The sequence below is a fragment of the uncultured Peptoniphilus sp. genome (assembly GCF_946998875.1).
Lineage (GTDB): Bacteria > Bacillota > Clostridia > Tissierellales > Peptoniphilaceae > Peptoniphilus_A.
In genome coordinates this window covers 21,822-48,299 of sequence record NZ_CAMQAY010000007.1, presented here as the reverse complement: position 1 = coordinate 48,299, position 26,478 = coordinate 21,822, and the positions used below count along the sequence as shown (strand labels likewise).

Sequence of the window (26,478 nt, the reverse complement as noted above, 5' to 3'; positions counted from 1 at the left end):
AATGCGAGCAGTAGTTCAAAGAGTTAAGAGGTCCAGCGTATCTGTTGATGGAAAAGTTATTTCAAAGATAGATAAGGGATTAATGGTGCTCCTTGGAGTTGAAGTAAATGATGATGAAAGTGATTTAGATTACATCTTAAATAAAGTAACAAAACTTAGAATTTTTGACGACGAAAAGGGAGTAATGAATAAATCACTTCTTGACTACGGTTTAGAAGTCCTTGTTGTCAGTCAATTTACTCTATATGGAGATGCAAGAAAGGGTAACAGACCTTCTTATATTCGTTCTGCAAAATTTGACCAAGGAATTCTTTTATATGAAAAGTTTATAGAAGAACTTGAAAAACTTAATGTAAAAGTTTCTCACGGCGAATATGGTGCTGACATGGATGTGGAACTTATTAATGACGGACCTGTTACAATTTTATTGGATTCAAGTAAGGAATTTTAGGTGAATTATGCAATATAAAATTATGAAACTAGTTGTGGGAGAATTACAAGAAAATTGTTTTATTCTCTTTGACGAAAATAAAGATGCCTTTGTAGTTGACCCAGGTGGTTCAAGTGAAAATATTATTGAAGCAATTGAAAGAAATAATTTGAATGTTAAATATATTCTCTTAACTCATGGTCACTTTGATCATGTTGGTGCAGTTGCTGCTTTAAAGAAAAAATTTAAGGCTCCGGTATATCTTCATAAAAATGACAGAGAGTTCTTGGAAAATCCAAGAGAAGTCAGAGAATCAGCCTTTGGTCTACAAATTGAAGCTGCCAAGGTAGATGTTTTTGTAAAAGATGGAGACGAAATTCCTTTCTCAGATGATAAAATTAAGGTAATAGCAAGTCCAGGACATACTATAGGTTCAGTTTGTTATTTATTCAAAGATTATTTATTTGCAGGCGATACCTTATTTAACGGCTCTATTGGAAGAACTGACTTTCCTGAATCAGATAACACACTTATGATGGAATCACTTAAGAGATTAAAAGAACTTGATGATGATATTTATGTTTTATCAGGTCATGGTCCAGAATCACAAATGAGCTACGAAAAGATGTCAAACCCATATTTAAGAAGATTATGATAGTAATTGAATGTGAAAATGAAGCCTTAAAAAAATCTATCTTTGAATTTTTTAGGATGAAACTTCCTAAAGATTATAAAAAGTTAGCTTTTAACATAAAAATCAAAGTTCTTGATGAATTTATTTTTCTTGAAATTTTTGGAGAGAAAATAAATAAAAGTGCAAGGCTTGATATAAAAAATGACAAGCCTCACTTTGTTATAAACAGATACCTCTTTGATTTATTTTCAAATCACAAAAATTTTGATTCTAGCTTTGGAATATTAACAGGAGTTAGACCCTTAAAGCTTCTCTCAAAAGTTTTTGAATTTAATACCTACGAAGATTCATTTAAAATATTATTTGATAAATACAGGATAAATAAATGTGACGCAGATTTTTTATATAGAATTTATAAAAATCAAGAAAGTCTTCGTAAAAGTTCAAATATAAATAATTACAATGTCTATGTACACATTCCTTTCTGTCCAAGTAGATGCCTTTATTGCTCCTTTGATACAACAATTGAAAATAAAGAAAAAATGGATGCTTACACTAAAAATTTAATTGATGACATAAAATCTTATGAGTTAAATTTTTCTAAAAAGCCAAATTCAATTTATATTGGCGGGGGGACGCCAACAGCAATAGGAAAAGAAAATTTAGAGAAAATTATTGATGCTGTCTTAGAAAAATTTAGTAGCGCAAGGGAATTTACTGTTGAATGTGGAAGGATAGATAGCCTTAGTATAGAGATTTTAAAAATGCTAAAGACTAGGGGAGTAAATAGAATTAGTTTAAATCCACAGAGCTTTAATGAAGACGTCATAAGTAAGTTAAATAGGGTATCAAATGAAAATTTTAGCTATTGGTTTTATAAAGCGAGAGAAATTGGTTTTGATATAATAAATATGGATTTAATAATGGGGCTTCCTGGTGAAAGTAAAGAAAGTATTTTAAATTCAATAAAAAAAGCTCTTGAGTTCTCGCCTGAAAATATTACCCTACACACTTTGGCACTAAAAAATGGCTCAAAACTATTTGAAAATTCTTATTTTAACGAAGAAGATTATAGTGATCTCATTGAAGAATCCAAAGAATTAATGCTTGGTTCAAATTATGAGCCCTATTACCTTTATAGGCAGAAAAAATCTGTTATAAGTTCAGAAAATATTGGCTATGCAAAAAAAGGATATTCTTCTATTTATAATATTGTCATGATGGAAGAGCTTGAAAATATTATTGGATTTGGCCTTGGAGCAAGCACAAAAATTTTAGATTCACAGGGGAAATTTAAGAGAAATATTAATTCTAAAAATCTTGAAGATTTTATAAAGAGGAGATAATTTTGAAATTAAGTGAAATTTTAAAAAATATAAATATTATCCAAACAAACTTTAACATTGATGAAAATAAAGAAATAAAAAAAATCGCCTTCCACACTAGGGATGTAGTAGAAGGCGCTATTTTTGTTGCAATAAAAGGTTATGTAACTGATGGACATAAGTTTATAAAAAAAGCTAGTGAGCTTGGAGCAGAACTTGCTGTTGTGGAAGATTTTGTGGATGTAGAAATAAAACAAATAAAAGTTCCTAATTCTAGAATTGCACTTGCTGATATGGCTGCAAATTTTTATAAAAATCCATCAAGGGAAATGAATGTAATTGGAATTACAGCTACAAATGGAAAGACAACTACTGCCTTTATGGTTGATTCAATTTTAAGAGAAGACAAAAGGGAAACTGGTATAATAGGCACAGTTCTAACTAGGTATAAGGATGTAAAGATTCCATCAGAACTTACTACACCAGAGTCTCTTACTTTGCAGTCATATTTTAGGGATATGGCAGATAATAATATTACAGATGTTACTATGGAAGTCTCTTCTTCAGCCCAAGAACTTTTTAGAGACAAAAATATTGATTTTGATATTGTTACCTTTAACAATCTTGGCAGAGAACACATCGACCAACATGGAAGTTTTGAAAAATATTTTCACTACAAATCAAGACTTATAAGGCATGCCAAAAAAGAAGCTCTTGCAATTTTAAATGCCGATGATGAGATGATTTATTCTCTAAAAGAAAAAACAGAGGCTAAAGTTTTATCTTTCTCATTGGAAAATGATGAAGCAGATTTTGGGATTTCTAATTTAGATTTAGCTACGGGCAAGGGAAAATTTATTTTTAATATAAATAGAGATGTAAAATTAAAAGATTTTACAATAAAAAAGTCTAACTTCAAAGTTGAGCTTGGCTCTGTAGGTTATTCCTCAGTTATGAATTCTGTAGTTGCTATTATTGTTGCCTTATGTCTTAATATTGAAAAAGATGTTATTACAAGGGCTTTAAAAAATTTCAATGGTGTAGAGAGAAGATTTGAACTTATTTTTGATGAAGATTTTAAAATTTTAGACGACCATTTTGCCAATGAAAAAAATATTGATGCAACAATGGAAACTCTCAAGATGATGAAATACAAAAACTTAAATATTTTATATGCCATAAGAGGACATAGAGGAGTGGAAGTCAATAGAGAGATTACAGAAAGACTTGTAAAGTGGATAAAAATTTTAAAACCAAAAACTTTGTCTGCAACTTTGTCAAAGGAAATAGTTAAGGAAAAAGACAAAGTCACAGAAGATGAATTAAAGGTTTTTAAGAAAATTTTAAGTGAAAATAATATTGAATGTAAAATTTTCGACACTTTAGAAGAAGCTGTAAATAATTCCATTGATTTATTAAATAGTGGAGATGTACTTTTACTTGCAGGCTGTCAGGGAATGGATAAGGGCGCAAAATTTGTGAAGGGAAAACTTTTAAGAGAAAATAAAGTTAAAGATATCCAAGGATTTTCTCACAGAATAGACAGTAGAATCTGTTAAAGTTGAATTTTACGAAACCTTGTTTTATAATTAAAATAGGTTTTTATGGAAATAAATAATAAAATAAATCGCTAATCGTTTATTTATATTTTGACGAATAAGCTCCAAACCATTTGAGGCTTGGAGTTTAATTTTTAGGAGGAAATATGGCTGAAAAAATGGGAAATCTCAAGAGAAGTAATTATTGTAATGAGATTTCAGAAGAAATGATTTCAAAAGAAGTTACATTAATGGGCTGGGTTGCTAAACAAAGATCCCTTGGCTCAATAATTTTCGTTGACCTTAGAGATAGAAGTGGAATTGCACAAATTGTATTTGATGACACATCTTCTGATGAACTTTTAGAAAAGGCATCACATCTTCGTGGAGAATTTGTAATTGCTGTAAGGGGAAAAGTCCGCATGAGATCTTCAATAAATGAAGAACTTGAAACAGGACGGGTTGAAGTTCTTGCTAGCGAACTTAAAATTTTAAGCGAATCTGAAGTACCACCAATTTATGTAAAGGACAATGACAATGTTTCTGAGAACATGAGATTAAAATATAGAACTTTAGATTTAAGAAAGCCAAGTATGCAAAAAAATCTCATGATTCGTTCAAAGATTTATAAAATCACTCGTGACTTCTTCTATGAAAATGGATTTATTGAAGTTGAAACTCCAATGTTAACTAAGCCAACTCCTGAAGGAGCGAGGGACTATTTAGTGCCAAGTAGAGTTAATCCTGGCGAATTTTACGCCCTTCCTCAATCACCACAACTTATGAAACAACTTTTAATGGTTGCAGGTCTTGACAGGTACATCCAAATTACAAAATGCTTTAGAGATGAAGACTTAAGGGCAAATAGACAACCTGAATTTACACAAATAGATATGGAACTTAGCTTTGTAACTGAAGAAGATGTAATGGAAATAAATGAAAGATTCTTACAAAGGCTATTTAAAGAAATTTTAAATAAAGATATTGAGCTTCCTATAAAGAGAATGAAATATGCTGAAGCAATGGATAGATTTGGAGTAGATAAGCCGGATTTAAGATTTGGAATTGAACTTCACGACATATCTCATCTTGTCAAGGACTGCGGATTTAAAGTATTTGAAGGAAATACAGAAAAGGGCAAAAGTGTCAGAGGAATTAAAGTTGACGGCGGAAGCGAATTTTACTCAAAGAAGCAAGTTAAAAAATTAGAATCCTTTGTCAAAGATTTTAAGGCAATGGGCTTATCTTGGATAAGAGTTGACGAAGAAATTGACTCTCCAATTGCAAAGTTCTTGTCTGAAGATAAAATGAATGAAATTATTAAGGCCTTTGATGCAAAGAAAGGCGATCTAATTTTGATTCTAGCCGATAAAAACTCAGTTGTTTACAGTGGTCTTGGAAATCTTCGTAACAAAATAGCAAAAGACATGGATTTAATTGATGAAAGTGATTATAAACTTACATGGATTACTGAATTTCCTCTATTTGAATATGACGAAGAAGAAGGAAGATATGTGGCTATGCACCATCCTTTCACAAGCCCACTAGACGAAGATGTAGATAAGCTTACTACTGATAAAGAAAAGGCAAGAGCAAAGGCCTATGACATTGTAATTAATGGCGATGAGATGGGTGGAGGAAGTATTAGAATTAATGACCCAGAAATTCAAGAAAAGATGTTTGAAGCTTTGGGACTTTCTGAAGAAGAAGCTAAGGAAAAATTTGGATTCCTATTAGAAGCCTTTAAATATGGAGCACCACCACATGGAGGACTTGCTTATGGATTAGATAGACTTGTAATGCTATTTACTAATGCCAAGAGCATTAGAGATGTAATAGCTTTTCCAAAAACTCAAGCAGCAACTTGTCTATTAACTGGTGCGCCAACAAGACTTTCAGAAAAACAATTGGAAGAAGTTCATGTAAAAGTTATAGAAAAAGTAAAAGAAGAAGAAAAATAAAAAAAATAAAAAAAAAAAGATTAAGGTGATATTATGGAAAACATTGGAATTGTTAGATCAAAGGATAAAAATAAAATCTTTGTGGAATTTACAAGAGAAAGTGCTTGCGGAGAAAGTTGTGAATCTTGTAGTGCAAAATGTGCTGAATCAGAGAGAGAGCTTTTCGAGTTTCCAAATACTGTGTCTGCCAATGTTGGCGATCTTGTAAAAATTAAAACAAGGGACAAGTCTGTACTTTCTTATAAATTTTTAGTATATGGTCTTCCTTTAATTTTATTTATGTCTACAATTACAATTTCCTATATTATTATGAGTAAAACTTCCCTGGGAAATATTGATTTAATATCACTAATTATTGGTGTGTTTTCTTTACTTATCTCCCATTTTATATTAAAAGAAATAGATCACAAATTTAATAAAACAAATAAAGGTGCTATTTTTCTCGAAAAAATGTAGGTGAGAAATGTTTAGTAAAAACTGGTATAAAGCCTTATATATTTTTTCAGTTATCTTATTTATTTTGTCTTTGATTTTTTTCATCTACTCTCTTGCAAATAAAAAATACTCATCAGAACTTATTTCTGAGAATAAAAAAATTAGAGAAGAAATAAATTTAATTGAAATTAAGACAAAGGCAATAACAGAAGATATTGATTCCTTAGAAATTGAATTTAATTTAAAGTCTCAAGAATTTTATGAAAAATATGGATATCAATTTGAATCAAATAAATCTGATGAAATAAAAAGGCTGAAAGAGGTTTATACAAATCAAAATAAAGCTATAGTATCGGAAATTAAGGAAAGATTAAAGGCTTATGGAGCTTATTTCGAGTCTGATATTTATGGAAAAGATGGCTATGACAAATCTGTTAATGATTTTCTAGATCTTTATAGTGATGAAAATTTAGACAAACATAAAAATATTTATAATGAGTTAAATATTAAGGCTTATGTTGAAGAATCAAATGGATTTGTCAAAAATATTTTAAAATTAAATAAAAATTCCAAAGAACTCAATGCCTTAATTTTTTATGCTTCAATTTACAGCTCAAATATTTATTCTTATATTAATAATGAGAAATCATCTCTTACGGAAATTTATGCAGATGTAAATAATCTTTTGTATATTTATAAAGAAATTGAGAGAAAGGGCTATAAAACTGGAAATTTAAAGTCAGAAAATTTAATTTATTTGAACAAATTTATGGAAGAAAAGATTTCAACCTACTACAAAAATCTTGGTATTTTAAAAGCTTTAGAAAAGAGTGATAAAAATGAATAAAAATAAAAAAATTACAATATCAATTATTTTTATTGCCCTTGCTTTTGTTTTATCTTTTCTTGGCTTTTCTAACTTAAGAACTGTGGGATCTTCTTATTTTAATTTATCAAGAGAAAATTCTGCTCTTTTAGAGAGTAAGAAGAAGGCTGAAGATAAGTTTAAAACTTTGAGCCAAGAAAATAACAGCAAAAAGTCAAAATTAGATGTAATAAATAGCGAAATAAATAAATTTCACATTATTAAAGATAAGACTCCCGAAATAGATAGCATGAATACGGAGATTAGTGAATCATTAATTTCCTTTCGCAAAAATAATTTTAATGAATTTTACAATATAGAAAATGGAAAGCTAAAAGATTATAAGCCATTAAAGGGAAATTTTATTGAGGATAATTTAACAGAAGATGATGTTAAATCAAATCTTCTAATGATAGAGTTTCTCTTAAATTCCTACTATAATTTTGATTTAAATAGAAATATAAGTAAGCATAACTTAAAGGCCTATGAAAATCTTGGAATTATAGATTATTTAATTAATGGAGATAATTACATGCTAAAGTCCATTTTATTAAATGACACTTCAAAAGTTTCAAAGTTAAAAGAAGAAAAGGAAACTATTTTAAAGGAAGAGGAAGAATTCTTTTCTGTTTACGAAAATATTTATGGCGACAAGGAAAATATTAAAATATTGGGTCCAGATAAAAATATAAATTTAAAAAGCCAAACATCTAATGAAAAGGATGACTACAATAGTAATTTTAGGTTGTTAAATGCCCTTTGTATTGATATTTTAAATTCATCTGTAGATTATTTAAAAAATTTTAATATTGTGACAGAAAAGGGTGTAAATAAATTAAATGTTTTAGATGATACCCTAATGATGGAAAAAAATGAAAACAACAAACTTACAGTAAATTATTACAACAGAGTAAGTGGAGATACTTATACTTTGACGGAAGAGAAAGAGTAACTCTTCTATTTAGGAGAAAAATGAAGAATAAATTAATTAGAATAGATTATCATGGCAAGGAAATAATTTTGATTCCAACTGCTCATGTTTCGCAAGAAAGTGCAAAATTAGTTAGAGAAACTATTGAAGAGGAAAAACCTGATTCAATTTGTATTGAACTTGATAAACAAAGGTACGAAAATTTAAAAAATCCTGATGCCTGGAAGAACACAAATATTATAGACATAATAAAACAAAAAAAAGTTACACTTTTAATTGCAAATTTAATTCTTTCTTCTTACCAAAAAAATATTGCAAAAAAGCTAAAAACAAAACCTGGTCAAGAAATGATTGAGGGAATGAAAGCTTCAGAAGAGTTTGGAATTAATTTAGTTTTAGCCGATAGAAGTATCCAAACAACATTTATGCGAATTTGGAGAAAGATGGGATTTTTTGAAAAAATAAAATTATTTTTTTCTTTAATGTCTATAGACGATGATGAAGATGTTTCAGAAGAGGACCTACAAAAACTAATTGAAAGAGATAACCTTGAACTTGCAATTGAAGACATGGGCAAGGATTATCCTCAAATAGCGGCAACACTTTTACATGAAAGAGATAAGTATCTAGCATATAATATTAAAAATGCTCCAGGAGATAAAGTAATTGCCATTCTTGGCGCGGCTCATACTCCAGGAGTTGAAGAAGAAGTTTTTAAAGAGCAAAATATTGATGAATTAAATAAAATTCCGCCAAAATCCTTTACTGGCAAGGTACTTCCTTGGTTAATTCCAATTTTAATTGTTTTTTTAATTGGACTTGGCTTTAAGCAAAGCATGAATACAGGAATGACTCAAATAAAATCCTGGTTTTTATTTAATTCTGTTCTCGCAGCTCTTTTAACAACATTATGTCTTCCTCATCCACTAAGTGTTTTGACAGCTTTTGTTGCAGCCCCTTTTACATCTATTAATCCAATGCTTGCTTGTGGTTGGTTTGCAGGTCTTGTAGAAGCAAGCTTAAAAAAACCTACAGTTGAAGATGTAAATAATATACCTGATGATATTTTTAGTATAAAAGCTTGGATTCACAATAAATTTTTGAAGGCCCTTTTAGTAGTAATACTGGCAAATATTGGTTCATCAATAGGAACAATTATTGCAGGGAGTAAAATAATTCAAAGTTTATTTTAAAAACTTACAAAAAAATTAAGGTAATGGAGAAATTATCCATTACCTTTTTTATTTGCCTTAATTTTTCTTGAAGATTCTTTTATAATTCTAACTAAACCTTGAGATAAAACTATGCCCAGGGCAAGTGCAGATGTGGTTAAAGTTGTTTTAATTACTTGCTCTCGCATTAAAAAATAATTTGATTCGATAAAATAATACATTATATAATACATTCCAGCCCCTGGTACAAGTGGTACTAGGCAAGGGAGCGTAAAGACTGTGGCTGGTTTTTTAAATTTAATAGCAAAAGTTTCAGAAAAAATTCCAATAAGAAAAGATGAAATCAAATAAGAAATCATATAATTCTCACTAAAGTCAAATAACAATTCGTAGATAATCCATATAAAACCACTTAAAGCTGATGTAATAAGTCTGACTTTTTTTGGAAGTTTAAAATATATTGTAAAGCCATAGGTAGCAAAGGCTGATAAGAAAAATTGTGAGAGTGTCTTCATATTATAAACCTCATAATTTTTAAGCCAACGCCGACGCCAAAGGCTATAGCAAGGGCTATAAAGAAGGCTTTAATCATAGTAATGGCACCTGTTATAAATTCGCCACTCATAATATCTCTCACAGAGTTTGTAATGGCAACGCCAGGAACCAAAAGCATTATTACTCCTATTATAATGTTATCAATATTTGAGCCAAAGCCAAAACGAACACAAATAATTGCTAGAACTGATGTAATAAAGGCGCAGATAATATTATTTATGAAAAAAGAAAGTTTAAAGTAGCTTAGTTTTTCAAGAACTATGGGAATTAAAATACCAATAAAAAAACTTGCGAAAAAGTCCTTTAAGTCTCCTCCAAATAAAACTGTAAAAAAGGAAGAAGCAATTCCTCCAGAAAAATATATTTTCTTTGGATTTTCTTCAGTCCCATCAATTTCAAAAAGTTTTTCATAGCCTTCTTTAATTGAAAGATCTCGTGAGACAAATTCTCTTGAAAAAGAATTCACACAGTCAATTTTATATAAATTTGTATCTGAAATTGTAATTTTTCTAAAATTGCTAAGAGTTTCGCCCTCAAATTCCATTGAAATAAATATTGCAGAAGGTAGGGCATAGGCAGAAACATTTGAAATATTAGAGACAGACTTACAAATTCTTTCAATTGTGTCTTCTGCTCTATAAGATTCTGCTCCATTTTGAATTAATAATGCGCCAGTGAATAATGATAGATTCATTAAATCTTTAGCATCTTTTATATTATTTAAAACTTTCGCCATTTTATCACCAAATTAATTATACTATGGAGTTTTTTTATTCTCAATTGTTAATAGTAAATTGAATCTAATAATTTAATTTGTTATAATTACTAAGATAGGGGTGATTATATGGAAATGCCCATAGTTTCAATAATTGGCAGACCAAATGTAGGCAAATCTACTTTATTTAACAAAATTGTAGGAAGAAAAGTTTCAATAACTGAAGATACTCCAGGTGTAACTAGAGATAGAATTTATCAACCTGCATCTTGGCTTAATTATAAATTTTTACTTGTAGATACAGGTGGACTTGATTTAAAGGATGAAGATATTTTTATGTCTAGCATCAAGGCACAAATTGATATGGCACTGGAAACTTCCGATGTTGTAATATTTTTAGTAGATGGTGCTGAGGGTTTAAATCCAACAGATGAGGAAATTTCGCAATTTTTAAGGAAAACTAAGACTAAGGTTGTCCTAGCTGTTAATAAATACGATTCAAAAATTACAAAGGATAATATGTTTGATTTTTATGAATTGGGTTTAGGCGAACCAATTGGCATAAGTGCAGAACAAGGCACTGGTGTAGGGGACTTGCTTGATGAGGTTGTAAATGACTTGACGCCAGTTGATAGTCTTGAAGATGATGACCAAATAAGAGTTACTTTAATTGGTAAACCTAATGTTGGAAAATCTTCTCTTCTAAATTATTTAACTGGAGAAAATAGGTCTATAGTTACAGATATCCCTGGCACTACTAGGGATTCAATTGACTCTCTAATTAAATATAAAGACAATGAATATATTTTTGTAGACACTGCTGGACTTAGAAAAAAGAAAAAAATTGTTCCAGGTGTTGAGAGATATTCTGTTATAAGAACTCTTACTGCAATTGAAAGATCAAATGTATGTGTTCTTATGATTGATGCCCTTGAAGGCGTAACTGAACAGGATTCTAAAATTGTTGGTTATGCTCACGACAATAATAAGGCTATTATTATTGCTGTAAATAAATGGGATGCTCTTGAAAAAGAGACAAATACTATGAAAAACTTTGAGAAGGAAATAAGAAATGAGCTTCCCTTCGTCTTATATGCTCCAATAATTTTTATTTCAGCCAAAACTGGTCAAAGAGTAAATGAGTTTTTAGATTTAATTGAAGTTGTAAATAACAATTACAACCACAGAATTCAAACTGGCGTACTAAACGATATTTTAAATAAAGCGGTTCTTATGAACCAACCACCATCTGACAAGGGCAAGAGAGGAAAATTATATTACGGTTCTCAAGTAAGTGTTAGACCACCTAAATTTCTTTTGTCAGTAAATGATAAAGAATTATTCCATTTTTCTTATCTTAGATATATTGAAAATCAAATTAGAGATACTTATTCCTTTACCGGAACTCCAATAATTTTAGAGCTTAAGAATAGAGTTAGTCCTAGAGCTGACAAGGGTCCTAGAAGATGAAATATCTCTTAGTTTTAGTAATATCTTATTTCATAGGAACTATTTCTGGATCTTATATTATTGGAAAATTATTTTTAGATAAAGATATTAGAAAATATGGATCAGGTAACGCTGGCACAACTAATGCCATTAGAGTTCTTGGGAAAAAAGCAGGGGTAATAACCTTTATAATTGATTTTTTAAAGGGAGTAGCAGTAACTTTTATAATTGGAAAGCTTTTTGGACTAAACTTAGTTCCATTGGGAATACTTGCAGCTGTAATTGGTCACGACTTTCCCTTTTACATGAATTTTAGAGGGGGAAAGGGAGTTGCTACAACTTTAGGAGCTTTAGCTCTTTTTAATTTTCCACTTACTTTAATTTGCTATATTGTATGGGTCCTTGGAACTTTTCTCACAAAAATGGTTTCAGTAGGTTCAATTTTATTTTTCATTTCAATTATTATTGTCTACACTTTTATGTCAGACCTAACTACCTATAATATTATTTTAATTGATATTATTGCTTTAATTGGAATTATAAGACATAAGGATAACATAAAAAGAATATTAGCAGGAAATGAAAATAAAATAGGAGGTAGAAAATGAACATTACACTATGTGGTGGTGGAAGCTGGGGTACCGCCATTGCTAGGCTTCTATCAAATAAGGGACATAAGGTAAATTTTTACATTAGAAATAAAGACGTAATTGATGATATAAAGAAAAATAAAGAAAATTCAAAATATCTTCCAGGAGCAAAATTTAAAAATGATATTAACCTTTCTAATGATTTAGATAGCGTCCTTAAAAATATTGATGTATTTGTAATTGCAGTGCCAACATCTAGCATTAGAGAAATTTTAGATAAAATTAAGGACAAGATTTCAAAGGATACAATCATTGTCAATTTATCAAAGGGCATTGAACTTGAAACTTTAGATAGAATTTCAGAAATTTCATCAGAAATTTTAAAAGACAATCCCTTTGTGGCTCTTTCTGGACCATCTCATGCTGAAGAAGTGGGTAGTGACATTCCAACTACAGTTGTTGCCTCTTCTCTAGACTTAAAGGCTGCAGTGACTATTCAGCACGAATTTTCAACTTCAATTTTTAGGATTTACACTAACCCCGACTTAATAGGTGTAGAAATGGGTGGAGCCTTAAAAAATATTATTGCTCTTGCTGCTGGAATGAATGATGGTCTTGGCTATGGAGATAATTCAAAGGCAGCACTAATGACTCGTGGAATTTATGAAATGAGTAAACTGGGCATTGCCATGGGAGCAAACCCACATACCTTTAATGGTCTTTCTGGTATTGGTGACTTAATAGTAACTTGTACAAGTATGCACTCAAGAAATAGAAGAGCTGGAATATTAATTGGCGAAGGTAAATCTATGGAGGAAGCTTGTAAGGAAGTTGGTCAAGTAGTGGAAGGAGTAAAGACTGTTAAGTCTGCTTATAAACTTTCTAAGCTAAAGAACATTGAAATGCCAATAACTAACGCACTTTACCAGGTTTTATATGAGGGTTACGACCCAAATAAAGCTGTGTATGATTTAATGACTAGAAAAAATAAAGACGAAATAGAGCAAATCTTCTTCGAATAATAACATATTGCAGGAGTTTGTGATATAATTATTTGATGAATAGGTGGTTTTTTGAACAGTTTTTTAAAAAAAAATAAATTTTTCAAGAGAAGGATTCTCGCTCTTTTAATTTTTTTGATTTTAATTATATTTTTTGCAAAATTAATAAGAGGAAGTAGAGTAAATAATTATAAAACAATTTTTCCAACTTTGACCACTTTTGAAAAGGATATTGACACAAAAATTTACAATCTCTTTGATGAAAAAGCTTATTTTTCTAAAGGAGATGGGATTGTAGTATTTCATGCCAGTGAGGGTCAAAAAGTGCCTGTAGGCTATGAAGTTGCAAATTTGAATTTAATGGAAGATGTATCCTCTTTAAAGGATGAACTAAATAAAGTCAAGGCAGCAATAAAGATAAAAAAGGGTATTGAACCTGTACAAAAAGAAAATTCTTTGAGTTTTACAAAAAATCTTCAAGAACAAATAAAAAATAAAAATTATTCTGGGGTTTATTTTGATATTAATTCATCAGATGAAGCTTCTATGGAAAATATAAATGAAGCGGAATTAAAGGAATATCTTGAATTATCAGAGAATGCTCTTATACTTAAAGAAAAAGATTTAGAAGACAAAATTTCTAAATTTAATTTTTCATATCTTGCAGAATTTAGTGGTATTGTTACTTATAAAATTGATGGCAATGAAGATTATTTTAAAATCGATAATTTAGACAAGTTTACTTATAAATACTTAAATAAAAGTTACAATTTTAAAAGCTTGGAAATGGAAACAAAGGTAAAAAATGGAGATCCGCTTTTTAAAATAGTAAATAACTTAAATTGGAAAGTTGCCTGCACTATAAACAATGTTTCACAAATTTCAAATTACAATGTTGGAGATTCTGTTAAAATACAAATTCCAGAAATTGAAGATATTTATGGTGTAGTGGAAAAAATAAATAAGGATAATAATCATGCCGTAATTATTGTTAGCTTAGATAGATATTTTGAAAATATGTATTCCAATAGGATTCATGATGGAAAAATTATTGTAAATAAAACTAAAGGCTATGAAATACCAAAGTCAACTTTAATAGAAAGAGATAATCTCACTGGAGTATATGTTCAAGAGATAAAGGGACTTGTAGTATTTGTGCCCGTGGAGATAGTAAGTGAAAGTAATGATTATGTCTTTATCAACAAAGGAAATAAAGAGTCAGTTATTAACATTGGAGATAAAAGTTATAAAACTGTGACTGTTAACGACGCAATAGTAATAAATCCAAAAACTGTAGATGAGTCAAGAATCTTAAATTGAGGTGATATTTTGAATTTGGAAGACAATTTAAAAAAACTTTATGAAGATATAGAAATAGCAAAGAATAATTCTAATTTTAAAAGAGATGTAAAACTTATCGCCGTTTCAAAGACGCATCCAGTGGAAATGATAAAGGTTTTTAACAACATTGGTGTCGTAGATTTTGGTGAAAATAAGGTTCAAGAACTCCTTTCAAAGATAGAAGATAAAGAAATTGAAGAAAAGTTAAAAAATAATAAAATAAATTTTCATTTGATTGGCAATTTACAGACTAATAAAGTAAAATATATTTATGACAAAGTAGAATTAATTCAATCTCTGGATAGAATAAAATTAGCCCAAGAAATTAATAAGAGAGCAGAAAAAGATGACATCAAAGTAAATTGTCTTGTGCAAATAAATATTGGCAATGAAGAGAGTAAATCAGGAATAAAATATGAAGATACTGAAGATTTTATTTATGAACTTTTAGATTATAAAAATATTAATATTAAGGGGCTTATGGCTATTGCTCCAAATAATCCTGATGAAACTTTGCTGAGAAAATTATTTGAGAAGATGAATATAATGTTTGAAAATATTGCATCAAAAAACTATGATGGTGTTGAGATGAAATATTTATCAATGGGGATGAGCCATGATTTTAAATTGGCAATCGAAGAAGGATCCAATATGATCAGAGTTGGTTCTAAATTATTTGGAAATAGAAATTATAATTAGGAGGATATTATGGCAGAAAAAACTATGGACAAACTAAAGAAAATCTTTGGCTTTGCAGATGAATATGAGTACGAAGATTTTGACGAAGATTTTGAAGATGATGCAAAGGAAGCAGAGGTTGTTGAACCTACTTATGCACCAAAAAACATCACTCATACTAAGGCTAAACCAAGAGTATCAACAAGTAATATGATAATTACCGTTCATGAACCACTTTCTTATGATGAATCACCACTTATAGTTGATGATTTAAGAGATTTCAAAGCAGTAGTTCTTAACTTCGAACAACTTGATGTTGATGTTAAGAGACAAATATTTGATTTCGTAAGTGGAGCTCTTTATGCCCTTGATGGAAAGATGCAAAAAGTTAACAAAGATATTTTTATCTTGGCACCAAATAATGTTGAAATCGATGGATTAAAAGAGCAACTTAAAAACAACGGAATGTTTCCTTGGTAAATTTAAACAGAATAGATTTAATTAATCATATTAATAGGTCTGAGGAAAGGACTACTATAAGGAAAGTTATTGACAAAATAGAATCTGTAATGAAGAGTCATATTACTGAGTCTACAGATTTTTTAAATCCTCATGAGATTAATTTGTCTATTTCCATTTTAAATAGGTTTAAAGATGAAATCTCCTATGAAATCCATGGGGGTTACAATGACAGTGAATCTTGCATCATTTATATTTATCCTAGTTATAAAATTGAAAATGATGCAGATGATATTGTCTTATTTAAATTTGAATCTAATGAAAAAATTAAACATGGCGATGTGCTGGGATCTATTTTAGGTCTTAGTATAGACAGGCAAAAAATAGGTGATATTTTAATTGGAGAAAAATTCACTTATTTTTTTGTTAAAAGAGAAATTGCAAACTTTATAGAAATAAACTTAACAAAAATTTCTAAATACAATATTGTCCTCAGTCGTGAAGATAAAATTTCTAATCTTCCAAAAAAGGATTATGACTACAAAAAAATTGTTGTCTCTTCCTTTAGGCTAGATAATTTAATTTCTAAGGTATTTAATCTGTCTAGGTCAAAGGTTAAAAAGATGATAGATGGAGAACTTGTAAAAGTGAATTTTGCCAAAGAGACAAGATCTCATTTTGAGCTAGAGGAAGGTGACTTGGTTTCTCTAAGAAAGTATGGAAGATTTAGAATTTTTGATGTTGAAGGAAACACAAAAAAAGGCAATTTTGTAGTTTTAGTGAGATTAAATAAATAAGGAGATATTATGTTTGTTGCTATTTTTAGCATTATTTTAATAATTATAGATCAGTTTACAAAATATTTGGTGGTTGCAAATATTGCAAATGAAAATCCAATTGTACTAATTGACAACTTTTTGAAACTCTATTACATAGAGAATAGAGGTGCAGCCTTTGGAATTTTACAAGGATTTAGATCTCTATTTACAGTTATAACTGTCCTAGTTTTACTATTTTTAATTGTATTTTTAATTAAAAATTACAATAAAGTTCCCTTTATTTATTTAGTTAGTTTCAGTCTTCTTATTGGAGGAACTATTGGAAACTTCATAGACAGAATTAGACTTCACTATGTTGTTGACTTTATAAGTATGAGGTTCTTTGGTCATGATTTTGCAATTTTTAATTTTGCCGATATGTTTATTGTTCTTGGAACAATTTTAATTTCCATTGGAATAGTTCTTCACGACAATAAAAGGTGATTTATGTATAAAAATACTTTTGTAGTAAGTACTCTTGATGTTGATTCTAGACTTGATAAATTTTTAGATCAAAAACTTGAAATAAATAGGTCGCAAATAAAAAACCATATTGAATCTGGAAATATTTTATTAAATGGAAAAATTGTAAAGGCAGGATATAGTTTAAGGAAAGGGGATACTATTACAGTTTCTTTTGAAGATGAGGAAAAACTTCTTCCAGAAAATATTGATTTTAACACAATTTATGAGGACGAATATCTTGCTGTAATATCGAAGCCCCAGGACTTAGTAGTCCATCCAGGTGCAGGAAATAAAAGTGGAACTCTTGTTAATGCTTTACTTTATAAATTTAAAAATCTATCTAACCCAATAGATGAGGATAGACCTGGCATTGTACATAGGCTTGATAAGGATACATCTGGTCTTATGATTATTGCAAAAAAAGATGAGGCTTATTATAAACTGGTAGAGATGTTTAAAAATCGAGAAATCGAGAAACATTATTTGGCAATAGTCCATGGTAATATCTATGAGGACTTTGATGTAGATGCACCCATAGGAAGAGATCCCAATAATCGAGTTAAGATGAAAGTTGTTGAAGAAAATTCTAAGAATGCCTTTACAAGTTTTCATGTTTTAAAAAACTTTGATAAATTTACTCTTTTAGATGTCACACTACATACTGGTAGAACTCACCAAATTAGAGTGCATTTATCCTATGTAAATCATCCAGTTGTTGGCGATGAAACCTATGGCATAAAAAACAAATATAAGATTAATAAGCAGCTTTTACACGCTTATAAACTTAAATTTATTCACCCAATTACAGGTGAAGAACTTGAGATTGTTGATGAATTTCCAAAGAGGTTCACTGATTTTATGGCTATCTTTAGCAAGGAGAAATAATTTGAATAAATATGATGTAATAATAGTTGGTTCAGGCGCAAGTGGAGTCTTTGCCTCTTACGAATTTAAAAAGTTAAATTCAGATTTAAAGGTACTGGTAATAGACAAGGGCAATATAATTTATAAAAGACAGTGTCCGATAAAAACAGGACAAGTTGAAAGCTGTATTGGCTGTAAACCTTGCAATATCATGAATGGTTATGGTGGAGCAGGTACTTTATCTGATGGAAAATATAATATTACAACAAATTTTGGCGGACAAATGCATGACTACATTGGCAAAGAAGAGTCAATTGAACTAATGGAATATGTTGACTCCGTTCTATGCAAATTTGACGGTGGAAATTCAAAACTTTATGAAACAAGTGCATCAAATTTAAAAACTCTTGCCTTAAAACATGACCTACACTTGCTGGATGCCAAGGTTAGACATTTTGGCACAGATAGAAATGTGAAAATCCTAGAAAAAATTTATGAGTGGACCAAGGACAAGGTTGAAATTATTTTTAACACAACAATAGTTGATGTTGAAAAAAATGAAGACTTTAAACTTACTACTGACAAGGGAGAAACTTTTTATTGTGACAAATTAGTTCTTGCTTCAGGAAGAAGTGGTTCTAAATGGATTTCAGAAGTTTGCAAAAAATTTAATATAAATTTATTTTCAAACCAAGTAGATATTGGTGTTAGGGTTGAACTACCAGCAGAGGTTTTTAAACACATAACAGATGCAGTCTATGAGTCAAAGATAGTTTATCAAACTAAGGGCTACAATGACCTTGTAAGGACTTTTTGTATGAATCCTTATGGACAAGTAGTAGCTGAAAACACCAACGGCATTATAACTGTAAATGGGCATTCTTATGCTGACCCTAAACTTCAATCTGACAACACAAACTTTGCTCTTTTAGTTAGCAATACTTTTACAGAACCCTTTAAAGATTCCAACGAATATGGGGAATCAATAGCAAAACTTAGCAATATGCTTGGAGGGGGAGTCCTCTTGCAAAGATTTGGAGATTTAGTCAAAGGAAGAAGATCTGATAAGAGAAGAATGCTTAAATGCTTTACTGAGCCAACCTTAAAGGCGACTCCAGGTGATTTGTCTCTTGTAATTCCTAAGAGACAACTTGACTCAATTATAGAGATGATTTACGCCTTAGATAAAATTGCACCAGGAACTGCAAATGACGATACACTTTTATATGGAGTTGAAGTTAAATTTTATAATTCAAGAGTTGAAACTGATTCGAATTTTGAAACTTCAGTGGACGGTCTCTTTGTAGTTGGCGATGGTGGAGGTGCCACTCATTCACTTTCACAAGCCTCTGCCTGCGGAGTGTATGTGGCTAGATATTTAAATAGTATTATGTCTTAAGAGTATGTGTATGCATACTCTTTTCTTGATAAATAGGCTGTTTTTCAGTTATAATATAAAGATATGAAGTGAGGATGTATATGGAAAATAAAGAACTAATTAATGATATAAATAACAATGTAAATGAGTACATTAGAGATATAAAAGAAAATATTGATGAAAAGAAAGCCCTTGTCATTACTCATGGCTGCCAGATGAATGAACACGATTCTGAAAAAATAACTTGGCTACTTGAAAAAATGGGCTACAGCTTTGTTAACGAAGTTGAAGATGCTGATTTAATAATTTTAAATACTTGCTCAGTAAGACATTCTGCAGAAGATAAGGTCTACGGTCAACTTGGAAATTTAAAAAATTTAAAGTCTAAGAAAAAAAATATAAAAGTTGCAGTTTGTGGTTGCATGATGCAAAGAGAAGAGTCAAGAAATTATGTTATAGAAAAATTTCCAAATGTGGACATTATCTTTGGAACAAATAATATTTGGAAACTGCCAGAGCTATTAAAGGCATCTTATGATGGCAAAAAGCTTGCCATTGATATAGAAGAAAATCCACTTAGCATAGATAATTCTCTCGGCGCAAATAGACTTTACAATTTTAAGTCTTATGTGAATATTATGTATGGTTGCAACAATTTTTGTTCCTATTGCATAGTTCCTTACACAAGGGGAAGAGAAACTAGCAGAAGACCTCATGATATAATTAAAGAAATTGAGGAGCTTGCAAAAAATGGAACTAAGGAAGTAACTCTCCTTGGTCAAAATGTAAATTCTTATGGAAAAACTTTTGACGATAAATATTCTTTTGCAAATCTTCTTGAAGAAATTAATGACATAAAGGGAATAGAAAGAATTAGGTTTATGACATCACATCCAAAGGATATATCCGATGAATTAATTTATTCCTTTAAAAACTTAGATAAACTTTGCAATTTCTTACACCTCCCAGTTCAAGCTGGTTCATCAAGAGTTCTTAAGAGGATGAACAGAAAATACACAAAGGAAGATTATCTAAGAAAGATAGATAAGGTAAAAAGTGTTAATCCAAACATTGCCCTTTCCACAGACATAATGGTAGGTTTTCCAGGTGAAAGTGAAGAAGATTTTCTTGACACCTTAGATTTAGTTAAAAAAGTTGAGTACGACACAGCCTTTACTTTTATTTATTCCATGAGGGAAAATACTCCTGCTGCAAGAATGGAGCAAGTTCCTGATAAAGTTAAACATGAAAGGTTTGAGAGACTTTTGGATATTTTATATCCAATTCAAGAAAAGAAAAATAAAGCTTTTATTGGAAGAGATGTAGATGTACTTGTTGAAGATTTCTCAAAAAAAGACGATACCAATGTCAGTGGAAGAACTGATGAATTTAAACTAATAAATTTCAAGGGAAATAAAAGCGATATTGGAAAAATTTTAAAGGTTAAGGTAACAGATGCAAATAGTTTTTCTCTAGTAGGTGAAAAAATTGAATCGTGAAAAATTAACTCCTATGATGCAGCAATATCTTGCTGTAAAGGATGAGAATCCTGATGCAATTTTATTTTTTAGGCTTGGCGATTTCTATGAAATGTTTTTTGATGATGCCCTTCTTGCATCAAGAGAACTTGAAATTACTCTTACAAAAAGAGACGCAGGCCTTGAAGAAAAGGCTCCTATGTGTGGAGTTCCATATCATGTGGCATCGGGATATATTTCAAAATTAATAAATAAGGGTTATAAGGTTGCTATTTGCGACCAAATGGAAGACCCAAAATTCGCCAAAGGCATAGTTAAAAGAGAAGTAACTCAAATTATTACTCCGGGAACTTTTACGGACACTGAATATTTAAAGAGTGATTTAAACAACTATCTTCTTTCAATTTTTATTCACGGCTATTCTTTAAATTTAACATATTCAGATTATTCAACGGGAGAAATTTATTTTACAGAAAAAACTTTTTTGTCCAAGTCCGAATTGTATAATTTCTTGCAAGATGAAATCGACAGAATTAGTCCCAATGAAATTTTATTAAATGATGAAGTTACTTCAAAGTTTAAAGAGAAAATAAAAAGAGATAATATTTTTGTAAATCCCTATCTTTCAGATAATTTAAAGGAAATCAATTTATTTAAAGATCTTGGGGAATACTTTAGTGAAAATTTCAAAGAAAATTTAAAAAATTTCTTATCAACAAATAATATTTCTGATTACACATCATTAAAAAAGATTTTACAGTACTTGGTAGTAACTCAAAAAATAAATTTAAAGCACATAAATAATATTAAACTTTATAATAATTTTGATTATTTAATCTTAGACGAAAGCTCAAAGAGAACACTTGAAGTTGTTAAAGGCCTTAATACTTTTACCAAAAAGGGTTCCCTATTAGATGTGCTTGACAAGTGTTGCACTTCTATGGGTTCTCGTAAGTTAAAAAAATGGGTGGAAAGTCCACTGGTAAATTTAAATAAAATTTATGAGAGACAAAATTTAATAGAATCCTTTACTAAAGACTTACTTCTTCAAGACAAATTAGAAAAAATCTTAAAGGAAGTTTATGACATTGAGAGGCTTGTTGTTAAAATTTCCAATGGAAGTGTAAATCCTCGAGAAGTTTATTCTCTTAAGAATACAATTATAAATTCTAAGAAAATAAAAGAAATTTTAGAAAATTACAAGAATGATTATTTAAATTCTTTGGCAAGTGAATTTATAGATTTAAATGATATTTATGAAAAAATAGATGCCCTTTTAATTGAAAATCCTCCTGTGGTAATAGAAGAAAATAGAATAATTAAAGAAGGCTATTCTGAGGATTTAGATGAACTCTTTAAAATTGCTACTGAAGGAAAAAACTGGCTACTGGATTTTGAAAATAAAGAGAGAGAGAGAACTGGAATAAAAAAATTAAAGGTTAAACACAATAAAATTCTCGGTTATTTTATTGAAGTTACCAAATCTTTTTTAGATGAAGTGCCAGATGATTACATTAGAAAGCAAACTCTAGTTGGCTCAGAAAGATTTTTCTCTGTTGAATTAAAGGATATGGAGGGAAAGCTCCTTGGCTCCAAGGACAGAGCTTTAAGCCTACAAGCTGAATTATATAATGGCCTAAAAGACTATATAGCAGGTGAAATTTATAGAATCCAAATATTAGCTGATAAGCTTTCAAATTTAGACTCAATTTTATCTCTCGCAAAAGTTTCTAATTTAAACAATTATGTAAGACCAGACTTTAACCAGGAAGGCTTTATTAAAATAAAAAATGGTCGACATCCAATAGTAGAATCTTATATAAGAGATGAATTTTTCGTTCCAAATGATACTTTTATTGACACTGATAAGCATATGATTCACATAATCACTGGACCAAACATGGCAGGTAAGTCCACCTATATGAGACAGGTTGCCCTAATAACTATTATGGCTCATATAGGATCCTTCGTGCCTTGTGATAGTGCAAATATTTCACTTGTAGATAGAATATTTACAAGAATTGGTGCAAGCGACAATCTTTCCAAGGGACAATCTACCTTTATGGTTGAGATGCAAGAAGTTGCCGATATTATTGACAACGCAACGCCAAAATCCTTACTTATTTTAGATGAAGTTGGAAGGGGAACTAGCACCTTTGATGGACTTGCCATTGCAAATGCAATTATCGAATACATTGCAGAAAATATTAAAGCCAAGACCCTTTTTGCAACCCATTATCACGAACTTGTCCACCTTGAAGATAAGTATGATTCAGTAGAAAATTTAACTATTGCAGTTGATAGACAAGATGATGAAATAATTTTCTTAAGAAAAATAATAAAGGGTTTTACAAATAATTCCTATGGAATAGATGTTGCAAAGCTTGCAGGCATTGATGAAACTATAATTAATAGAGCTAAAGAAGTATTATATGTAATTGAAAAAGAAAACGAAGATATAAGCATTGACTTAAATAAGGAATATATTAGAGAAGAAAACAACAATCCAGAAATAATGAACTTTATAGACAAGTTAAAGGAAATAAATATTCTCGAAATAAGTCCTATGGAAGCTTTTAATTTGTTAAATGAAATTGTAAATAAATCTAAGGAGTTACAATGATTAGGCTTTTAGATGAAGCAACTATTTCAAAAATAGCTGCAGGAGAAATAATTGAAAACTCTGCCTCAATAGTTAAGGAATTAGTGGAAAATTCTATTGATGCAGGAGCAGATGACATTATAGTGGAAATAAGAGGGGAGAGCACTGACTATATAAAGGTGTCAGATAATGGCTCAGGCTTTTCTGAAGATGACCTTGAAGTAGCCTTCCTTCGCCACTCCACATCAAAGCTAGAAAAAATTGAAGACCTAGAAAAAATAAGGACACTAGGCTTTCGTGGAGAAGCTCTTGCAAGTATTTCAAATATTTCAAAAATAAAACTTATGACTAAGAGGGAAGAGGACCTTGCAGGTAACTCTCTCTTAATTGAAAATGGAAAAATTATAAAGAAAAATAAAGTTGGAATGCCTAAGGGCACAACCTTTGTCATAAGTGATGTCTTTTATAACACTCCAGTTAGAAAAAAATTTTTGCGAAAGGATTTAACTGAGATAAATAATATAATTGACATTGTACAAAAAATTGCCCTTAGCAACAATAATGTTAAATTTACCTTAATTAGAGATGGAAAAATTATTTTAAATACAGGAAGCGACAAGGAGCCCATTAACAGAATTTTTAGTATTTTAGGTTCAGAAATTGCATCTTCTTTAAATGAAGGGTCTTTTGAATCAGAAAATTATAAGATTAAGGGATTTTTCTCTGACAATAAACTTTTTAGATCCAATAGAGATAGCCAGTATATTTTTGTAAATGGAAGGTTTATAAGAAACATTAACATATCAAGGGCAGTGGAAAAAAATTATCACTCATTAATTCCATTAAACAGGTATCCTGTCTTTGTATTATACCTTGACATTGACCCAAAGCTAATTGATGTAAATATTCATCCAAAGAAAAATGAAATAAAAATTTCCAATGAAAATATTTTAAGTGCTCTTTTGGCTGAAGTTGTGGAAGAAGTGATTTTTCCAAATAGAAGCATTAGAGAAATTGAAATAGAAGACAAAAAGGAAAATGTAAGTGTCTTTGATATTTTTGAAGATGATGAAAATAATGACTTTGATAAACAAGAAAAAGATACAAATTTAAAAAGCCTTTGGGATATAGAAAATGAGACAAGTGAAGATTCTTTAAAGAAAACCTTTAATGAAGATGCTGTTTTATATAAAGAAAGCTTAAAAGAAGATATAAATTCAGAAGAAGAAAAATTTTTCACTGAAGAACATGAAGAAGACAACTTTTTATTTAACAGAGAAAAAAGTCATATAGATGAAAAACTTTTAAATACAAGAATAGCAGGTGTTCTCTTTAAGACTTATATTCTCTTAGAAAACCAAAAAGAGAGCATTACTTTTCTAATAGATCAACATGCTGCCCACGAAAGAGTAAACTACGAGAAGTTTTTGCACATGTATTTAAAGAGTGAAATCACTTCACAAATTTTACTTAAGCCAGAAATAATTGAACTAAATCAAATGGAATACGATAAAATTTTAAACTATTTGGAATTATTTACAAAGCTTGGCTTTAAAATTGAGGATTTTGGCGACAAATCTGTAGTATTAAGAGAAGTTCCAATGATTTTCGGCTTGCCAACCTATGTAAATTTTATAAGAGATATTATTGATTCTTTGGACAAGGATATTTCTTCAAATTATGAGGCTGATTTATATAAAATAATGAAAAAGGCATGCAAGGCATCAGTTAAGGCTGGAGATGACTTATCAGATATGGAAATTGAGTCACTTATTAGGGACTTGAAAAATTGTGAAAATCCCTACACTTGTCCTCATGGCAGACCTACTGTTGTTGAAGTATCAAAGCATACTATATCAAAATTATTTTTGAGGGAATAAATGGAAAATTTAGTTATAATAACAGGACCAACTGGAATAGGGAAGACAGAACTTTCCCTTGAACTTGCAAAAAAATATAAGGGCGAGATAATTTCCAGTGATTCCATGCAAATTTATAAAAAATTAAATATTGGTACTGCAAAAATTGATTTAAATAAAACAAGAATCCCCCACCATATGATTGATATAATAGAGCCTTCTGATAATTTTACTGTTGCTGATTTTAAAAATCAGGCAAAAAAAATTATTACTGACATAAATAATAGAGGCGGACTTCCTTTTCTAATTGGAGGAACAGGACTTTATATCAACTCTCTTGTGTATAATTTAGATTTTACAGAAACTGAGCCCGATTATGACTATAGAGATGAACTTAGAGAGATTTTAGATCAAGAGGGAAGCGAATTTTTATACGAAAAACTTCAAGACCAGGATAGAGCTATGGCAGAAAAAATTCACAAAAACAACGCTCAGAGAATTATAAGAGCTCTTGAGATTTTAAAAAGTGGCAATAAAAAGGGAGACAATTTTCGAGAAGAAAATAAGGACTACAATTTAATTTACATTGGACTAAATATGGATAGGGCTAAACTTTATGAAAAGATTAACCAAAGAGTAGATAAAATGATTGACTTAGGTCTTGTAGATGAAGTGAAAAATCTTTTAGACGAAGGACTCGACAAAAACTCACAATCACTTAAGGCTATTGGCTACAAAGAAGTAATTTCTTATTTAGATTGCAATATAGATTTTGATGAAATGGTAGACTTAATAAAGAAAAATTCAAGGCACTATGCCAAGAGACAACTTACTTGGTTTAGAAGAGAAAAAAGAATTAAGTGGTTTGATAGAGAATCAGACACAATACTATCTGATATAGAAAATTATATTGACAGTAGATTAGTTTAGGAGAA

25 protein-coding genes are annotated in these 26,478 nt (G+C 30.0%); 23 read left to right on the top strand and 2 right to left on the bottom strand.

The features are described from left to right. Position 1: 1 nt before the first annotated feature. The 9 genes from dtd (at position 2) to Q0U74_RS03835 (ending at position 9,312) form a co-directional block, all read left to right on the top strand. Positions 2-451: a D-aminoacyl-tRNA deacylase gene (gene dtd, locus Q0U74_RS03875; protein ID WP_297392790.1), complete on the top strand. Its 450-nt coding sequence runs from the start codon at positions 2-4 to the stop codon at positions 449-451. A 7-nt stretch (positions 452-458) separates the two neighbouring features. Further along, positions 459-1,085, top strand: a complete 627-nt coding sequence (locus Q0U74_RS03870) for an MBL fold metallo-hydrolase (RefSeq protein WP_297392789.1) — start codon at positions 459-461, stop codon at positions 1,083-1,085. Continuing rightward, on the top strand, positions 1,082-2,410 hold the full coding sequence (hemZ, locus tag Q0U74_RS03865; RefSeq protein WP_297392788.1) for a coproporphyrinogen dehydrogenase HemZ: 1,329 nt from the start codon (positions 1,082-1,084) through the stop codon (positions 2,408-2,410). The genes Q0U74_RS03870 and hemZ overlap by 4 nt, the downstream gene beginning before the upstream one ends. 2 nt (positions 2,411-2,412) lie before the next feature. Then, complete coding sequence (locus tag Q0U74_RS03860; protein WP_297392787.1) at positions 2,413-3,948, top strand: Mur ligase family protein; 1,536 nt, start codon at positions 2,413-2,415, stop codon at positions 3,946-3,948. A 146-nt stretch (positions 3,949-4,094) separates the two neighbouring features. Further along, complete coding sequence (gene aspS, locus Q0U74_RS03855; protein ID WP_297392786.1) at positions 4,095-5,888, top strand: aspartate--tRNA ligase; 1,794 nt, start codon at positions 4,095-4,097, stop codon at positions 5,886-5,888. A 33-nt stretch (positions 5,889-5,921) separates the two neighbouring features. Then, positions 5,922-6,344, top strand: coding sequence for a SoxR reducing system RseC family protein (locus tag Q0U74_RS03850; RefSeq protein ID WP_297392785.1), 423 nt, complete (start codon positions 5,922-5,924; stop codon positions 6,342-6,344). 7 nt (positions 6,345-6,351) lie between these two features. Further along, positions 6,352-7,170, top strand: a complete 819-nt coding sequence (locus Q0U74_RS03845; protein ID WP_297392784.1) for a hypothetical protein — start codon at positions 6,352-6,354, stop codon at positions 7,168-7,170. Next, the gene (locus Q0U74_RS03840) at positions 7,163-8,140 is read left to right on the top strand and encodes a hypothetical protein (protein ID WP_297392783.1); all 978 of its coding nucleotides are present in this window, start codon (positions 7,163-7,165) and stop codon (positions 8,138-8,140) included. Before Q0U74_RS03845 ends, Q0U74_RS03840 begins: the two co-directional genes overlap by 8 nt. Before the next feature lie 20 nt (positions 8,141-8,160). Then, positions 8,161-9,312, top strand: a complete 1,152-nt coding sequence (locus tag Q0U74_RS03835; RefSeq protein ID WP_297392781.1) for a TraB/GumN family protein — start codon at positions 8,161-8,163, stop codon at positions 9,310-9,312. 32 nt (positions 9,313-9,344) lie between these two features. Here Q0U74_RS03835 and Q0U74_RS03830 read toward each other — a convergent pair whose 3' ends face one another. Further along, entirely contained in the window at positions 9,345-9,806 is a 462-nt protein-coding gene (locus Q0U74_RS03830) for a threonine/serine exporter family protein (RefSeq protein WP_297392780.1), read from the bottom strand. Continuing rightward, the gene (locus Q0U74_RS03825; protein ID WP_297392779.1) at positions 9,803-10,582 is read right to left on the bottom strand and encodes a threonine/serine exporter ThrE family protein; all 780 of its coding nucleotides are present in this window, start codon (positions 10,580-10,582) and stop codon (positions 9,803-9,805) included. Before Q0U74_RS03825 ends, Q0U74_RS03830 begins: the two co-directional genes overlap by 4 nt. Positions 10,583-10,690: 108 nt before the next feature. Between Q0U74_RS03825 and der the strand changes: the two genes are divergently transcribed. The 14 genes from der to miaA all read left to right on the top strand — a co-directional run bounded on the left by der (position 10,691) and on the right by miaA (position 26,473). Further along, positions 10,691-12,031: a ribosome biogenesis GTPase Der gene (der, locus tag Q0U74_RS03820; protein ID WP_297392778.1), complete on the top strand. Its 1,341-nt coding sequence runs from the start codon at positions 10,691-10,693 to the stop codon at positions 12,029-12,031. After that, complete coding sequence (gene plsY / locus Q0U74_RS03815; protein ID WP_297392777.1) at positions 12,028-12,618, top strand: glycerol-3-phosphate 1-O-acyltransferase PlsY; 591 nt, start codon at positions 12,028-12,030, stop codon at positions 12,616-12,618. The genes der and plsY overlap by 4 nt, the downstream gene beginning before the upstream one ends. After that, positions 12,615-13,622: an NAD(P)H-dependent glycerol-3-phosphate dehydrogenase gene (locus Q0U74_RS03810; protein ID WP_297392776.1), complete on the top strand. Its 1,008-nt coding sequence runs from the start codon at positions 12,615-12,617 to the stop codon at positions 13,620-13,622. The genes plsY and Q0U74_RS03810 overlap by 4 nt, the downstream gene beginning before the upstream one ends. A 51-nt stretch (positions 13,623-13,673) precedes the next feature. Next, entirely contained in the window at positions 13,674-14,921 is a 1,248-nt protein-coding gene (locus Q0U74_RS03805) for an HlyD family efflux transporter periplasmic adaptor subunit (RefSeq protein WP_297392774.1), read from the top strand. Between the two features lie 9 nt (positions 14,922-14,930). Next, positions 14,931-15,641: a YggS family pyridoxal phosphate-dependent enzyme gene (locus Q0U74_RS03800; RefSeq protein ID WP_297392773.1), complete on the top strand. Its 711-nt coding sequence runs from the start codon at positions 14,931-14,933 to the stop codon at positions 15,639-15,641. A gap of 9 nt (positions 15,642-15,650) precedes the next feature. After that, a complete protein-coding gene (locus Q0U74_RS03795; RefSeq protein WP_297392772.1) occupies positions 15,651-16,100 on the top strand; it encodes a cell division protein SepF in 450 nt (149 codons plus the stop codon). An 89-nt stretch (positions 16,101-16,189) separates the two neighbouring features. Then, positions 16,190-16,876, top strand: a complete 687-nt coding sequence (locus Q0U74_RS03790; RefSeq protein WP_297392771.1) for an RNA-binding protein — start codon at positions 16,190-16,192, stop codon at positions 16,874-16,876. 9 nt (positions 16,877-16,885) lie between these two features. Next, entirely contained in the window at positions 16,886-17,341 is a 456-nt protein-coding gene (gene lspA / locus Q0U74_RS03785; RefSeq protein WP_297392770.1) for a signal peptidase II, read from the top strand. A gap of 3 nt (positions 17,342-17,344) precedes the next feature. Beyond that, positions 17,345-18,247 (top strand): RluA family pseudouridine synthase, encoded by a 903-nt coding sequence (locus tag Q0U74_RS03780; protein ID WP_297392769.1) that lies wholly within the window; start codon positions 17,345-17,347, stop codon positions 18,245-18,247. A 1-nt stretch (position 18,248) separates the two neighbouring features. Then, a complete protein-coding gene (locus Q0U74_RS03775; protein ID WP_297392768.1) occupies positions 18,249-19,625 on the top strand; it encodes an NAD(P)/FAD-dependent oxidoreductase in 1,377 nt (458 codons plus the stop codon). Positions 19,626-19,705: 80 nt separating this feature from the next. Continuing rightward, positions 19,706-21,103: a tRNA (N6-isopentenyl adenosine(37)-C2)-methylthiotransferase MiaB gene (miaB, locus tag Q0U74_RS03770; RefSeq protein ID WP_297392767.1), complete on the top strand. Its 1,398-nt coding sequence runs from the start codon at positions 19,706-19,708 to the stop codon at positions 21,101-21,103. Beyond that, the gene (gene mutS / locus Q0U74_RS03765) at positions 21,093-23,705 is read left to right on the top strand and encodes a DNA mismatch repair protein MutS (RefSeq protein WP_297392766.1); all 2,613 of its coding nucleotides are present in this window, start codon (positions 21,093-21,095) and stop codon (positions 23,703-23,705) included. The genes miaB and mutS overlap by 11 nt, the downstream gene beginning before the upstream one ends. Further along, complete coding sequence (gene mutL / locus Q0U74_RS03760) at positions 23,702-25,564, top strand: DNA mismatch repair endonuclease MutL (RefSeq protein ID WP_297392765.1); 1,863 nt, start codon at positions 23,702-23,704, stop codon at positions 25,562-25,564. The genes mutS and mutL overlap by 4 nt, the downstream gene beginning before the upstream one ends. After that, positions 25,565-26,473 carry a tRNA (adenosine(37)-N6)-dimethylallyltransferase MiaA gene (gene miaA, locus Q0U74_RS03755; protein ID WP_297392764.1) on the top strand — a complete coding sequence of 303 codons (909 nt, stop codon included), beginning with the start codon at positions 25,565-25,567 and terminating at the stop codon, positions 26,471-26,473. The last annotated feature ends 5 nt before the right edge of the window (positions 26,474-26,478 follow it).

Excerpts from the sequence above, each read along its gene's own strand:
- dtd (WP_297392790.1), top strand. The coding sequence starts at position 2 with ATGCGAGCAGTAGTTCAAAGAGTTAAGAGGTCCAGCGTATCTGTTGAT.
- Q0U74_RS03870 (WP_297392789.1), top strand. The coding sequence starts at position 459 with ATGCAATATAAAATTATGAAACTAGTTGTGGGAGAATTACAAGAAAAT.
- hemZ (WP_297392788.1), top strand. The coding sequence starts at position 1,082 with ATGATAGTAATTGAATGTGAAAATGAAGCCTTAAAAAAATCTATCTTT.
- aspS (WP_297392786.1), top strand. The coding sequence starts at position 4,095 with ATGGCTGAAAAAATGGGAAATCTCAAGAGAAGTAATTATTGTAATGAG.
- Q0U74_RS03850 (WP_297392785.1), top strand. The coding sequence starts at position 5,922 with ATGGAAAACATTGGAATTGTTAGATCAAAGGATAAAAATAAAATCTTT.
- Q0U74_RS03845 (WP_297392784.1), top strand. The coding sequence starts at position 6,352 with ATGTTTAGTAAAAACTGGTATAAAGCCTTATATATTTTTTCAGTTATC.
- Q0U74_RS03840 (WP_297392783.1), top strand. The coding sequence starts at position 7,163 with ATGAATAAAAATAAAAAAATTACAATATCAATTATTTTTATTGCCCTT.
- Q0U74_RS03835 (WP_297392781.1), top strand. The coding sequence starts at position 8,161 with ATGAAGAATAAATTAATTAGAATAGATTATCATGGCAAGGAAATAATT.
- Q0U74_RS03830 (WP_297392780.1), bottom strand. The coding sequence starts at position 9,806 with ATGAAGACACTCTCACAATTTTTCTTATCAGCCTTTGCTACCTATGGC.
- Q0U74_RS03825 (WP_297392779.1), bottom strand. The coding sequence starts at position 10,582 with ATGGCGAAAGTTTTAAATAATATAAAAGATGCTAAAGATTTAATGAAT.
- der (WP_297392778.1), top strand. The coding sequence starts at position 10,691 with ATGGAAATGCCCATAGTTTCAATAATTGGCAGACCAAATGTAGGCAAA.
- plsY (WP_297392777.1), top strand. The coding sequence starts at position 12,028 with ATGAAATATCTCTTAGTTTTAGTAATATCTTATTTCATAGGAACTATT.
- Q0U74_RS03810 (WP_297392776.1), top strand. The coding sequence starts at position 12,615 with ATGAACATTACACTATGTGGTGGTGGAAGCTGGGGTACCGCCATTGCT.
- Q0U74_RS03795 (WP_297392772.1), top strand. The coding sequence starts at position 15,651 with ATGGCAGAAAAAACTATGGACAAACTAAAGAAAATCTTTGGCTTTGCA.
- Q0U74_RS03790 (WP_297392771.1), top strand. The coding sequence starts at position 16,190 with ATGAAGAGTCATATTACTGAGTCTACAGATTTTTTAAATCCTCATGAG.
- lspA (WP_297392770.1), top strand. The coding sequence starts at position 16,886 with ATGTTTGTTGCTATTTTTAGCATTATTTTAATAATTATAGATCAGTTT.
- Q0U74_RS03780 (WP_297392769.1), top strand. The coding sequence starts at position 17,345 with ATGTATAAAAATACTTTTGTAGTAAGTACTCTTGATGTTGATTCTAGA.
- miaB (WP_297392767.1), top strand. The coding sequence starts at position 19,706 with ATGGAAAATAAAGAACTAATTAATGATATAAATAACAATGTAAATGAG.
- mutL (WP_297392765.1), top strand. The coding sequence starts at position 23,702 with ATGATTAGGCTTTTAGATGAAGCAACTATTTCAAAAATAGCTGCAGGA.
- miaA (WP_297392764.1), top strand. The coding sequence starts at position 25,565 with ATGGAAAATTTAGTTATAATAACAGGACCAACTGGAATAGGGAAGACA.